The organism is Anaerococcus murdochii (assembly GCF_019957155.1).
In the GTDB taxonomy this organism is placed as follows: Bacteria; Bacillota; Clostridia; order Tissierellales; family Peptoniphilaceae; genus Anaerococcus; species Anaerococcus murdochii.
The window spans coordinates 1,955,001-1,969,401 of record NZ_JAIPME010000002.1 but is presented as its reverse complement, the minus strand read 5'-3'; the positions used below and the strand labels follow the sequence as shown (position 1 = coordinate 1,969,401).

Genomic DNA, 14,401 nt, shown 5'->3' with positions numbered 1-14,401 from the left:
ATTTATGGATCTATTAAAAAAATACATTAAGAGAAATAAAGCACCATATTTTATTTCTGTCTTGTTTGCAATACTTGGAGTAATTTCAAATCTTTTTGTATATATTATTCTAAGTAAGATGATTATATCATTAATTGATGGTAGCCAAGATTTTTATTACTATATAAATAAAATTTTCTTGATACTTTCATGTCTTATAATCAAAGAAGTGTTTATGTTTTTGTCAACAATGATTTCTCATAAAACAGCCTATCAAATAATACGAGATATAAGAAAAAGCCTTATGGAAAAATTATTTAATATGCCATTAGGAGATATATTGAATGAGTCCACTGGTAAGTTGAAAGACATAATTGTAAATCAAGTTGATAATACTGAAACAACATTGGCTCATATGATACCTGAGATGACAGCTAATTTAGTAGGACCTATAATATTATTTGTTTACATGTTAATTTTAGATTATAGACTAAGTTTAATATCTTTAATTCCATTAGTTATTGGTGGATTTTTTATGACAGGGCCGATGAAAAGAATGAAGGTAAAGTTTCCACAAGCAGTTAAAATTGGCCAAGATATGAATAATTCCGTGGTTGAATATATAAATGGAATAGAGGTTATTAAAACATTTAATCAAGGCGAAAAATCTTATAGAAAATACAGGGACAATGTGTATAAAAAGGCAAATTACTATTATGATTGGATGGGAGAAAATACAAGAGACTATGCGATAAGTATGTCTATTGCTCCAGTTGGTATTTTGACAATTATACCATTTGGTTTATATTTCTGTATGAATGGTTCACTAGATGGTGGTGTATTTTTAACATTGATAATCCTTTCTTTTGGGACTATCCAAAATATTATGAGAGTAATGACTTTTGAAGATGATATTGGAAGAATGTCAACTATTTTCGAAGAGATTAAAAATATACTTTCTGCGAGAGAATTATCTCATAAAAATGCAAATCTGGATATAAAAAATTATAATATAGAGATTAAAAACGTAGATTTTTCTTATGAAAAAGATAAGCAAGTACTAAATAATATAAATATAAATATAGAAGAAGGAAGTGTGAATGCTTTAGTAGGCGAATCGGGTTCGGGAAAGTCGACTATTGCAAAACTAATTTCAGGATTTTGGGACGTAGATAGTGGTTCTATAAGTATAGGAAATGTAAATATTAAAGATATGTCCCTTGAAAAGCTATCTACTATTATTTCCTATGTAGCACAAGATAATTTTCTTTTTGATATGTCAATTAAAGATAACATCAGAATAGGAAATAAAAATGCTAGTGATGAGGAAATAATTGAAGTATGTAAGAAAGCAGCCTGCCATGATTTTATAATGAAGTTGTCAGATGGATATGATACAAGAGTAGGAGAAGCTGGTAAACATTTGTCTGGAGGAGAAAGGCAAAGAATATCAATTGCAAGAGCTATGATAAAGAATGCTCCAATAGTTATTTTAGATGAAGCATCTTCCTATATAGATCCTGAAAATGAAGCCTTGATTCAAGATGCAATATCAGAGCTTGTCAAAGGGAAAACTCTAATTATAATTGCCCATCGTTTAAAGACAATAACAGATGTAGATAATATATTTGTAATTAAAAATGGAGAACTTGCATGTAAAGGAAGTCATGAAGAGCTTTTGAAGGAATCAAAAGATTATCACAATCTTTGGGAAACTGCCTTGAAAGGAGAAGAAAATGCTTAGTGTTTTTAAAAAAATATGGAATTTTTCTATTGAAGAACAAGTGTATCTAAAAAAATCAATCTTTGCTAATTTTTTCGGTTCTATTTTTAATGCTCTACAATTTGCAGCCATTTATTATGCGATTTTTGGGATAGTAAACAAGGATATAAGCTTTAAAACAATAGGAATATCAAGTTTATTTTTATTAATTAGTATAGCCGGAGTAATTATTTCAAAAAATTCCTCTATGCTCAAACAAACACATGCCGGATATTTTATGGCTGGACACAAGAGAATTGAATTAGGTGAAAAAATAAAAAAAGTTCCCATGGGATTCTTCTCAAGTTTAAGTTTAGGAAATTTAACAACTATTGCGACTACTAACTTAGATAATGTAGAGACTTGGGTTCCAACTTTGTGTATTATGGTTTTCGGTGGCATGCTTAATGCTATTGTTTTTATCTTATCCTTATTTTTGTTCTCTTATAAGGTAGGTATTGTAGCAATAGTTGGTTCTATTGTATTTTTAATGATTATTGCTCGTATGCAAAAAAGGTCAAGTAAAAATGCAGATAAGATTCATGAGATTCAGGTATCACTTACCAAAGAAGTCTTATCAACATTGCAAGGAATGCAAATTATAAAATCATATAATCTACGAGGAAGTAATAATAAAAAACTTGATAAAAGCTTTGATGGTGCAAGTAAATATTCTTTTGATTTAGAAAAAACTATAATGCCATATAGTTTATTAGCTAAAATAATAATAGCTATAACAATTTGTTTGATGTTATTTATATCAATAAACTTATATTTTGTTGAAAACAGTCAAATAGTCAATACTATTATGATACTTATAGCAAGTTTTGTAATATTTGATGGGCTTATAACATCTGGCTCTGCTATGGCTATGCTAAGAATGGTTGAGAATGCAATAGATTATTATTCTTATGTAAATGATATGGAAGATATGAAAGAAGGAAGTATTACAGAGCCAATAAAAAATCATGATATTGTATTTAAAAATGTCAGCTTTTCTTATGATGATAGACCAATTTTAAAAAATGTATCAGCAGAGATAAAAGAAAATACTATGACTGCCATTGTCGGCCCATCTGGATCTGGTAAAACAACATTTTGTAATCTAATAGCAAGATTTTGGGATGTAAATTCTGGAGAAATTTTAATAGGTGGAAAGAATATTAAGGACTATAAGATAGAAAACCTTATGAATTCAATTTCCATGGTATTTCAAGATGTATATCTATTTGAAGATACAATTGAAAATAATATAAAATTTGGAAAACAAAACTCAAGCCATGAAGAAGTAGTTCAAGCTGCTAAAAAAGCAAGATGTCATGAATTTATAGAAGCTTTACCAGATGGATATGACACTATTATTGGGGAAGGTGGAGCAAGCCTATCTGGTGGAGAAAAACAAAGAATCTCCATAGCCAGAGCCATGCTAAAAGATGCGGATATCATAATCTTTGATGAAGCAACAGCAAATATAGACCCGGAAAATGAAGATAAGCTTAAAGAAGCAATAGAATCATTAACAAAAAATAAGACAGTAATAATGATTGCTCATAGACTAAAGACAATTAGAAATGCTGACCAGATTTTAGTCTTAAAAGTTGGAGAAATAGTAGAACGTGGTAATCATGAAGAACTGATTAAAAATAATAGACTTTATTCTGACCTTATAAATGCAAAAGCTAAGGCGGAATCATGGAAATTAAATAATTGATAGGAAGAAATATTTAAAGTCCCTGAACATGAAAAATATTTAGAGCAGGTGGACAAGAAAAACCACTTGCTCTTTTTTTCGTTCCTAAATCAATATGGGAATTTTGAAGATAATCTAGAAGATAAAAATGTTGATGTACAAAAAGTTGTAGCTACACCAATGATGATTGAAGCATAAAAAATGTATCAACCATTACCCTTTAAACAGGATTTAGGTTGATACACAAAATTATTTACAGACCCTGTTATTGTGTAATTAAGACTATAAGCGTTAAGCGTGCTTATTTATAGTAAATAAAATTATACCATACTCAGAATATAATTTCAGGGCACTATTGACAAAAGTATAAGAAAATGATAATCTATATTAATAGAACGAGTGTCGGTCAATAGGTGGTGAGGTTTTGGCAAAGAGAAATGTAAAGGATCCAGAAGAAAGAAAACAGGAGCTTATAAATATAGCATCAAGACTTTTTGAAAAGGATGGATATGAGAAAGTTTCTGTGCGAGATATTCTCGCGGAAGTTAACGGAGCGCCGGGAATGTTTTATTATTATTTCAAATCAAAAGAAGATATTTTCTTGGCGTGTATGGAAACATATTTTGAAGAAAAACTAAAAAATAAGTTGGATATACTTCAAAATAAGGAAATGGATTACGAAGAAAGAATAAAAATTGTAAGAGAACTCATAGTAAAAGATATCGGTCAATTTACAACAAGATATAATTTTTCGAAAGAGAATTCAATTACAGATAACTCTTACAGGCTATGGGAATTAATTCATTACATTGGAAAATTTATAGATGTCTATTCAGAGTTTATAATTGAAGGAATTGAAAATAAAAAAATAGAAAATAATATGGGAATAAATAGAGAAAATGTGAGAAGTTTCGCTGCCTTTATTTTATACGGAGCTGTTGGAACAATATATAATGACTATATTATTAAGGGAGAAAACAAAACAAATTCAAGTGAAGCCTTTGGAATAATAAGCGAACTATTTCAAAGACCTCATTAGAGAAAAATAAAATATAAGTATTTTACAAGGGAAACATCAATGGTGTTTTCCTTGTATTAGTTTTAAGGCAAATGAACGAACTCGTTCGGTAAGGAGGTATGTTTTAGATGAAAAAGAAGAAATCTATCAAAGATATTATTTCCTACAGTGAAATAAAAAAAGGACAACTTGTAGGAGGAATATTATTTGTTAGTCTTGGGATGCTATTAAGTATTTGTCCAATTTTGGTGATATACAAAGTCATAAAATCTCTATTTTTATATGGAAAATTAGAACAAAGTACAATACAGTTCTGTATCTATGGACTTGCAGCAGTGGTATTGTCATATTGCTTAACTTACATTGGCAGTATTTTATGCCATAAGTTTTCTTATGTTTTAATAGCTAACTTAAAAAAGAAGATATTATTTCATATTGGGAATCTTCCTTTAGGATTTTTTACCGGAGACAACAAGTCAAAAATAAGGCAAGTATTAGGATCGGACATGAATCAAATTGAGGGTTATTTTTCTCATCAATTACCAAATCTAATTTCAACTTTAGCACTAATTTTAGCAATGATAATTGTTATGTTAAAGATAAATTTAATATTAGGTCTTACGACTTTGTTAATTATATTTGTTGGTTTAGGAATTCAGATTGCAATCATGGCAAAGATTATAAAGTCGGGTGGACTTGAGAAGAACTTTGCGATTTTGGATCAAATTAATTCAGCAACTACTGAATACGTTAAAGGTATGCCGGAAGTGAAAATATTTGGAACAGGAGCAAAATCATTTAAAACTTTTTCAAAGTCAGTAGGAGAATATAGAGACTTTACAAGTTCGATGACATCAATGATAAGACCGGGATTTGTTTCATTTAGAATGTTTATTTTATCTGTTGCTACATTCATAGTTCCAGTAGGAATACTTTTAATGTCACGAAATAATAACTTGGATTTTGCTACAGTTTTTATTTTCTATTTGATTCTTGCACCTGCCATTAGCGTACCTGCATTAAAACTTAGAGATTTTGCAGAAGGAATGAATTTACTAAATGAAGTTGTTTTGAGAATCTACGAAATTATAGATCAAAAAGAATTGGCAATTGAAAATAGCGAGGAAGAGATAAAAGGTCATGATCTTGAATTCGAGAATGTAAGCTTTTCTTATGGAGATGAAGAGGTTTTAAAGAATATAAGCTTCTGCGCCAAACAAGGAGAAGTTACAGCATTAGTTGGCTATTCGGGAGCAGGCAAATCTACCGTTGGAACTTTAATACCCAGATTTTATGATCCTTCAGAAGGCTCTATTAAAATTGGTGGAGTTAATATAAAAAATATTCCGATAAACGCCTTAATGGACAAGATAGCATTTGTTTTTCAAGACAGTGATCTTATTACAGATACAGTCTTCAATAATATTGCTATGGCAAAGACAGGTTCTACAAAAGAAGATGTCATAAAAGCTTGTAAAAAAGCAAGATGTTATGATTTTATTAAAAAACTTCCTAATGGATACAATACTGTTTTGGATAAAGGAACTTATTTATCCGGCGGAGAGAAACAACGTATTGCAGTAGCAAGAGCGATTTTAAAGGATGCAACAATATTAGTATTAGACGAGGCAACAAGTTTTGCAGACTCTGAAAATGAATATCTTATGCAGGAAGCTTTATCTGAATTGGTTAAGGATAAGACGGTTATCATGATTGCTCATAGGTTAAATACCATAGAACATGCAAATCAAATATTAGTAATATCTGATGGAAAAATTGCAGAAAGAGGTAAGCATGAAGATTTAATCCTTGCAGATGGAATATATAAGCGACTCTTTGATATTTATAAGAAGACAAATATTTGGCAAATGGATATAGAAGGGAGTGAGAATGAATGATAAGAAATATTACATTAGGAAAGATGAATAATATAAGAAAATCAATTATTTTAAATGTTTTGGCATCTATTTCCAACCTTATACCATTTATTGCTTTGGCGAAAATTGTAGAAACACTATTTTTAAATAGAGGTTCAGATAGTATAGATACGAGACTTTTATGGAAGTATTTTGGGATAATGGCAGTATTTTTCCTAATAACATTCTTATTGGAAAATTTAGCCACAAAATATACCTATGAACTTGGATACAAGACAAGTGCAGATGGAAGAATAGAGCTTGCAGACCACATAAGAAAATTGCCAATAGGTTATATTTCAGGGAAAAGTTCAGCGGAGATCTTAGATACATTAATGAATGATTTTTTCAAAGTTGAAACGGCAGTAACGCATCAATTACCTCAATTTTTCAGTGGCATATGTGTAGCGGTTCTTTGCTCAATATTATTTTTGATAATTAATGTAAAAATGGGAATAGCAACACTTATAGGACTACCTATTTCTGTTCTACTTCTTACACTCATGCAAAACTTTCAGAAAAAAATTTATTTGAAAACAAAGAAAATTAGGATAAAAGAGGAAGAAGATATAAATGAATATTTGGATGCTATTAAGACTCTAAAAGCTTATAACAGCTTAGATGATACATTAACAAAGCTTGAAGAAGATATAGATAACTCAAGAAATGCAAATATTAAGAGTGAGAAAGGGGTTGGTTCATTAACTACTATAGCAAGTATGATTTTAAGAATAGGACTTCCTTTGATGAGTTTAGTTGGTTCCTATTTATTTATAAATGGATCTTTGGAAATTGATACATTTTTAATGTTCTTATTTGTAGGCACAAGGATTTTTGATCCCTTGGAGCTTGCACTTGTAAATTATACAGGTCTACAAATGGCATCAGTTTCAGGAGAGAGAATCATTAACTTACTTAAGGCTAAACCTATGTCAGGAAATTGCGATTTAAACGATAGTAACAAAATTGAAATCTGTGATGTTTCATTTTCTTACAAGGAATCTAAGGTTATCGATAATGTTTCATTAGATATTAATGAAAACGAATTAACTGCTTTTGTTGGTTACTCTGGCTCTGGAAAATCTACACTAATTAAATTAATTTCCAGATTTTATGATCCTAATGAAGGGACAATTAAAATTGGTGGAGTAGATTTGCTAACAGCCGACCCTGATAAATTAATGGATAAATTTTCTGTTGTTTTTCAAGATGTGTATCTTTTTAAAGACACAATTTATAACAATATAAAATTTGGAAATGAAGATGCAAGTAAAGATGAAATTATGAATGCTGCAAAAATGGCAGGAGCTTATGACTTTATAGTCAATAAAGATGATGGATTTGACACTATGATTGGACAAGGAGGTGCGACTCTGTCTGGAGGTGAGAAACAAAGAATATCAATAGCGAGAGCAATATTAAAAAACGCCCCAATAATACTACTTGATGAAGCAACATCTTCGCTTGATCCTGAAAATGAACTTATTATACAAGAAGCAATATCAAATTTAATTAAAAATAAAACAGTTGTGGTTGTAGCTCATAAATTAAGGAGCGTAATGGGAGCTGATAAAATTGTTGTTTTAAACAAAGGAAAGGTAGAGGAAGTTGGGAAGCATGAAGAACTTATTAAAAATGAAGGACTATATAAAGACTTATGGAATTATCAAGAAAAGTCTAAAGAATGGAAGATTGTACAGTAACAATCAATTTTAAAGGAGGAAATTTATGAAAACACAAAAGAAATCATCAAAAAATGCAGTTACAGCCGGTGTTTTGATTGCACTTTACTTTGTAACATATGCAGTCATTGGGGCAATATCTATGCCAGTCCCTGTTTTATTTTTACTAATGCCTATGCTTGTAGCACTATTTGCTGCACCAACCTATCATATGCTTCTTGCAAAGACAAAGTCAGCTACTGCTATTGTAATCGCAGCTACTTTACCAAGTATTTTATTAGTTGCAACTGGACATATTCCAATTGCACCATTAGTGGCAGTGCCTGCCGGAATAATTGCTATGTTGATAGCAAAAGGTGGAAATTATACAGACTTTAAGAAAAATACAATTAGTCATATGTTTTTTTCTCTAAACTTATTTGGAGGATTCTTACCAATTTGGGTTATGAGAGAAGCATTTTTTGAAAGTTTAATAAAAGGTAAATTAGATCAAAGCTTTTGTAACACAGTAAGAGCATGGACACCAATATGGATGTTACCAGTAATGATTATTGGAACATTTATATTCTCTTTGATTGGTTCTTATTTTACAAAGAAAATACTAAATAAAAAGTTGGAATCCGCAGGAGTTTTATAATGGAAAATTCAAAGTTTGTTCTGGGGTCAAAATATGACCTCAGAACAAAACTTATTTTGCTTATAGGTGCAAATATTTTAATTTTTTTAGGGGTTGATTGGATCTATCAAAGCCTTATTACATTATTTTTCCTTGTCATCATTATTAGCGATGGTTATAAAAAATCCGCTATAAGGTATATTTTATTTTTTGTAATAAGTGTAGTATTGGAAAAATCTTTAGCCTATTTTAGTATGAATTTTCTTTTGAATTTAATTTTATTTATCTTAGCAATTGGAAGAAAATTTCTGCCATGTATTATCGTGGGTAAATGGATTTTAAATTCCACATCTGTTTCCAGTGCAGTGGCAACTTTACAAAAATTAAAACTTTCAAAAGACACGCTCATAATGATTTCTGTAATATTTAGATGTTTGCCTACTATTAAAGACGAATGGAGTCATATAAATATGGCGATGAAAACTCGAGGAATTAATTTTAACTTAATCAATTTAACAAGAAGACCAACATTAATTATGGAATATTTTTTTGTGCCATTGTTCGTAAGTGTGATAGAAATTGGGGATGAGCTCTCTCAATCAGCCATTATAAGGGGACTCGATGCTCCTGTTAACAAAACAAGTAGACACCTAATTAAGTTTAGAAAAAATGATATTGGTGTTCTAATTCTTATGATTTTAATTTTATCAATAGTAATATTTATGAAAGTATCAGGGTGGGACTTATGATTGAAATTAGAGAATTAAGTTTTAAGTATAAGGGAGGATCTGATTACTCATTAAAAGATATAAATTTGAAAATCAAAAAAGGGGAATGCATTCTTCTATGTGGTAGGAGCGGTTGCGGAAAGTCGACTCTATTAAAGCTTATGAACGGTATAATACCTGAGTTTTATGATGGGGAAATTTCTGGCAGTGTTATGGTCAATGGTATGAATACATTTACCACACCAATTTATAAATTATCTAATAATGTAGGCTCGGTTTTTCAAAATCCTAAAACACAATTTTATACAACCAATACAACCGATGAAATCGCTTTTGGTTTAGAAAATTATGGAATAGAAAAAGGAGTAATTAACAAAAGGATTGAAGAAGTTGAAAAAGAGCTTCATCTTGAAAACTTGATGAATAAAAATATATTCAATCTTTCTGGAGGAGAAAAGCAGAAGATTGCTATAGCAAGCATTTACGCATTAAACCCTGAGATATTTATTCTTGATGAACCATCTTCAAGCTTAGACAAAAAGTCAATGAAAGAACTATCGCTTACAATAAAAAAGCTTAAATCTTTAGGAAAAACTATTATTATTGCAGAACACAGGTTGTGGTATTTAAAAGACATTGTTGATAGAGCAATATACTTAGAGGATGGAAAAATCATCAGAGAATATAGTATGGACGAAATTGAAAATCTAAGTGAAGATGAACGAATGAGAACAGGACTTAGGCATTCTGATTATAAAGCTATTGAAAGATTTGATGATTTTGAAACTTCAAATAAAGGGACTTTATTAGAGTTAAAAAATCTAATATTCAAAAGAAATACCAAAATAATTTTGTCCATTGAGGATCTTAAATTTTTTTATGGGAATATTATTGGAATTGTTGGAGAAAATGGAATTGGGAAGTCTACATTAGCAAAAATTATATGTGGCTTATACAAAGAAAATAAAGGTAAAATTTTAAAAGATGATGAGAATTTAAATATAAAAAGTAGGCTAAATGAGAGCCTGCTTATTATGCAGGAAGTGAACTGTCAGTTATTCACGGACAGCGTTAAAGATGAAATAGTATTAACATCAAATATTAAAGATGATAATGCTTTAGATACTTGGTTAAAAGATATGGAGTTGAAAAATATCAGTGATAGGAATCCTCACACCTTGTCAGGAGGACAAAAACAGAGAGTAATTATCTTATCAGCTTTACTATCAGACAAGAAAATTCTATTTTTTGATGAACCAACTAGTGGATTGGACTATAGAAATATGAAAATAGTAGCTAAAAACATAAAGAAAGTAAAAGAAGAAGATAAGTTGATTTTAATAATATCCCATGATGTTGAGTTTTTAGAGTCAGTTTGTGATAAAGTGATTGATTTCACGTATTTGTGAAAATGCATACATTAGTAAATTGCAAGAGGGATATATGATAAAAACGCAAGAAAAACGAGAAGTTATGAATAGTATTTTTTAGAATACTTCATAATATAAACTTTATAATATTTTTTATTTTTGAGGATTTATGCCTAATAGCATAGGTCCTCATTTTTTATATTCAATTAATCATTAAAACTCAAAAATACTATAAAAAAATAAAAATTCTGGTTACCAAAGAGGGCAAATTTCACTATATAAGGTGAGGGGTATTTTGTCATCTTTTTATAAAAATCAAAATACTTTGAAGTGTGAAGATTCTTGAAATTGCTTATGTGAGATTAGTATATTTTAAATTTAATCCACTTATCAAGGTAAAAAAAAACTTACATAGGAGGTTAAAATGCAAGCAATAAAGATTTATAGTATGAGAGTTGCTATGTTATGTAGACTTTATGATCTTAAATTAATTAATGATAAGGAATATACAAAAATTAAGAACAGGTTAGAAAATGATTATAAAAAGATGAATAGAAAGTAATTAAGCTTGTGATAAAATAATACTGTAGAAAGACACAAAATGGGAAGGATGTAAGATGAATACTAAAGTATAAGTAATAAAAGCTTCAAATACAGGAGCAAGAATAGAAATGCACTACATTTAGATTTAAAACGAGTTGCAGCATATTGTCGAGTTAGCACTGATAGTAAAGACCAACTTGAATCATATAAATCGCAAGTTGATTATTATACAAATCTAATAAAAAATAATAAGAACTGGACTCTGGCTGGTATATATGCAGATGAAGCAACCACAGGAACAACTGCTACTAAAAGAGCAGATTTCATGAGGCTAATAAGTGATTGCCAAAATGGAGATATAGACATGATAATTACTAAATCTATATCAAGATTTGCAAGAAATACATTAGATACTTCGAAATATGTAAGACTGCTAAAGGAAAACAATGTTGGTGTAGTATTTGAAGAAGAAAATATAGATACTTTGACAATGGATGGAGAGCTATTATTAACAATATTAAGTTCAGTAGCTCAACAAGAAGTAGAAAATACCTCAGCCCATGTGAAAAAAGGACTGAAAATGAAAATGGAAAAAGGGGAACTTATTGGTTTTCAAGGTTGTCTTGGATACGACTATGACCCTACAACAAAAAGTATCTCTATAAATGAAGAAGAAGCCAAAATTGTCAGATACATCTTTAAAAGATATTTAGAGGGCAATGGTGGCTCGGTCATTGGCAGGGAACTAGAAGAGCAAGGATATCTCACCCCGAGAGGTAAAACAAAATGGTCTGATACTACAGTGTTAGGAATAATTAAAAATGAAAAGTATATTGGAGATATACTAATGGGAAAGACCTTCACAGTTGATCCCATAACAAAAAGAAGACTAGCAAACTTTGGTGAATCTGATAAATATCATATTGAAAATCATCACGAGCCAATTATATCAAGAGAAGACTTTGAAAAGGCACAGGAGATTAGACTCAGGAGAGCACAGAATAGAAACACCATTGCTAACAAGGATAGGAAGAGAGAAAAACTATCAAGACAATACGCTTTTTCAAGTATGCTGGAATGTGGATTTTGTGGTGAAATACTTTCAAGAAGAACATGGCACACTAGTTCAATTTATAAAAAAATTAACTGGCAATGTGTAAAGTCAACAAAAAAAGGTAAAAAATATTGCCCTCATTCAAAAGGAATACAAGAAGCAGCAATAGAAAAAGCATTTGTTGAAAGCTATAGGCAATTATGCCATGCAGATTCAACAGTAATAGATGATTTTTTAAAAATTGTAGAAGAAGAAATAAATGATAATACTTTAGTCAAAGATTTGAAGAAGATAGAAAACCAATTAAACAGAATCATTAGTCAAGAAAGAAAGTTATTTGACCTTCATCTGGAAGACAGTATAGATGAAGAAGTTTATACTAAAAAGTATAAAAAACTTACAAAACAAAAAGAAGAATTACTTGATGAAAAGAAAACCCTAGAGCTAACAATAAAAGATGAAAATTCTATTAAAGAAAGACTAAAGCAATTTAAAAAGGTCTTAGAAAACAAAGAAATTATAGAGGGATTTAATAGAACAGTATTTGAAAGCATAGTTGATAAAGTCGTGGTGGGTAGAATTGACAAAGACGGAACAGTTCATCCATATGACTTAACATTCTATTTCAAAACAGGAGTTAAAGATAGTCAAGATTCTAATAACTTTAAAGATAAAAGAAAAAATGCCAAAGACAATGACATTAATAAATTGTGCTCCTACAAGAATGACGAGGATAAAAAATTATGTTCCCAAGCAAAAGACAACGCATGTCGAGACTGTAGCTCTGTTGTCCAAACTAAATACAGAACATCATTTAGATATAGAAATAGGGGAAGATGAATTATCTGAAATTGACTTTTCAAAAGACGCAACTTATGGAGAAATTAAAAAGTATGTGTTAGATAAATACGGACTAAAAGTTTCAAGCCTATATATTGCACAAATAAAAAGGAAACATGGTCTAATAGAGAGAGAAAATTATAATTTTAGTAAGAAAGAAAATCAAAGAGTGCCAAATTGCCCAGAAGAAAAAGAAAAAGCAATCGAAGATGCTTTAGAGCATTTTGGAATGATTTAAATAATATCTAAGATTGAAAATTTTAAAATTAAGACTTAAAAACTTTAAGATTAAAAAGATATGTACTTCTTATATAACCTAAGAAGATTAATTGAAAATCAGGGGAACGATGATGGTAAAATAAAAAATTTTAACAACTAAAGAAGAATTAGGCATTATTGCCAAAGAGGTTTTTATGAAGTTAAAAATACTGAAAAAGACTTGTTAGAATTGAAAATTTTAGATCATTGTGCAGGGTTTCGTGTTATAATAGTGATACAGGCAAATAGTTATGTAAATATAAAGAGTTCAAGACTTCTACCAAAGTTTAAAACTCAAAAAATAAATAGTTGGTGTGCTGCTTAGAGTAACCATTTTGATAATGTGGATGCGAAACAAAAAGAGATAATCAGACTTCGTAAAAAATTGAAACAGGTTGAAATGGAGAATGATATTTTAAAGCAAGCTGCACTACTGTTAGGCAAAAAATAGACCTCATTATCTCGAACCGAGATAAATATAGCATTAGTGCAATGTGTAGACTACTTGGGGTCACAAGAAGTTTAGTCTATTATCATTTGAACAAAGAAAAAGATGTGAAATTATATGAAGATGAAAAACAAATAGAAGAAATAAAAGAAATATTCAGAAGAAGTAGAAACAACTATGGAACACGCAAAATAAAAAAAGAACTAGGGAAAATTGGATATAAAATATCGAGAAGAAAAATAGGCCGAATAATGAAGAAAAATGGCCTAGTCTCAAACTATACAGTAGCACAATATAAAGTAATAAGATCCAAATGCAACGAAGAAGACATCCCTAACCTTTTAAATAGATAATTTGACAATAGAGACTATTAGAAGCAATAGTAAGCGACCTAACATATGTAAGAGTAGGAAAAACATGGAATTATATATGTTTAATAATAGACTTAAACAGCCGTGAAATAATAGGATACTCATCAGGTAAAAACAAAGATGCAA

At 29.8% G+C, this 14,401-nt stretch carries 10 protein-coding genes and 3 pseudogenes (1 of these 13 running past the window's edge); all 13 read left to right on the top strand.

What is annotated here, in order from left to right:
* The first annotated feature begins 4 nt into the window (after positions 1–4).
* Complete coding sequence (locus tag K8P03_RS09980; RefSeq protein ID WP_223420531.1) at positions 5–1,723, top strand: ABC transporter ATP-binding protein; 1,719 nt, start codon at positions 5–7, stop codon at positions 1,721–1,723.
* Positions 1,716–3,452 (top strand): ABC transporter ATP-binding protein, encoded by a 1,737-nt coding sequence (locus K8P03_RS09975; protein ID WP_223420530.1) that lies wholly within the window; start codon positions 1,716–1,718, stop codon positions 3,450–3,452. Before K8P03_RS09980 ends, K8P03_RS09975 begins: the two co-directional genes overlap by 8 nt.
* Positions 3,453–3,461: 9 nt before the next feature.
* Positions 3,462–3,626 (top strand): annotated as a pseudogene (locus tag K8P03_RS09970) (sigma-70 family RNA polymerase sigma factor); the annotation flags it as partial.
* A gap of 229 nt (positions 3,627–3,855) precedes the next feature.
* Positions 3,856–4,470 (top strand): TetR/AcrR family transcriptional regulator, encoded by a 615-nt coding sequence (locus tag K8P03_RS09965; RefSeq protein ID WP_223420529.1) that lies wholly within the window; start codon positions 3,856–3,858, stop codon positions 4,468–4,470.
* Positions 4,471–4,577: 107 nt separating this feature from the next.
* Positions 4,578–6,347: an ABC transporter ATP-binding protein gene (locus K8P03_RS09960; protein WP_223420528.1), complete on the top strand. Its 1,770-nt coding sequence runs from the start codon at positions 4,578–4,580 to the stop codon at positions 6,345–6,347.
* On the top strand, positions 6,344–8,068 hold the full coding sequence (locus K8P03_RS09955; RefSeq protein ID WP_223420527.1) for an ABC transporter ATP-binding protein: 1,725 nt from the start codon (positions 6,344–6,346) through the stop codon (positions 8,066–8,068). Before K8P03_RS09960 ends, K8P03_RS09955 begins: the two co-directional genes overlap by 4 nt.
* 25 nt (positions 8,069–8,093) lie before the next feature.
* Positions 8,094–8,684, top strand: a complete 591-nt coding sequence (locus K8P03_RS09950; RefSeq protein WP_223420526.1) for an MptD family putative ECF transporter S component — start codon at positions 8,094–8,096, stop codon at positions 8,682–8,684.
* Positions 8,684–9,412: an energy-coupling factor transporter transmembrane component T gene (locus K8P03_RS09945; protein WP_223420525.1), complete on the top strand. Its 729-nt coding sequence runs from the start codon at positions 8,684–8,686 to the stop codon at positions 9,410–9,412. The genes K8P03_RS09950 and K8P03_RS09945 overlap by 1 nt, the downstream gene beginning before the upstream one ends.
* Positions 9,409–10,800 (top strand): ABC transporter ATP-binding protein, encoded by a 1,392-nt coding sequence (locus K8P03_RS09940; RefSeq protein ID WP_223420524.1) that lies wholly within the window; start codon positions 9,409–9,411, stop codon positions 10,798–10,800. Before K8P03_RS09945 ends, K8P03_RS09940 begins: the two co-directional genes overlap by 4 nt.
* Positions 10,801–11,185: 385 nt before the next feature.
* Entirely contained in the window at positions 11,186–11,323 is a 138-nt protein-coding gene (locus K8P03_RS09935; RefSeq protein ID WP_223420523.1) for a hypothetical protein, read from the top strand.
* A 76-nt stretch (positions 11,324–11,399) separates the two neighbouring features.
* Positions 11,400–13,198: pseudogene (locus tag K8P03_RS09930) on the top strand (recombinase family protein).
* The gene (locus K8P03_RS09925; RefSeq protein WP_002846220.1) at positions 13,146–13,436 is read left to right on the top strand and encodes a hypothetical protein; all 291 of its coding nucleotides are present in this window, start codon (positions 13,146–13,148) and stop codon (positions 13,434–13,436) included. The pseudogene K8P03_RS09930 and the gene K8P03_RS09925 overlap by 53 nt, the downstream one beginning before the upstream one ends.
* 357 nt (positions 13,437–13,793) lie before the next feature.
* Positions 13,794–14,401 (top strand): annotated as a pseudogene (locus K8P03_RS09920) (IS3 family transposase) (its annotated part continues 341 nt past the right edge of the window); the annotation flags it as partial.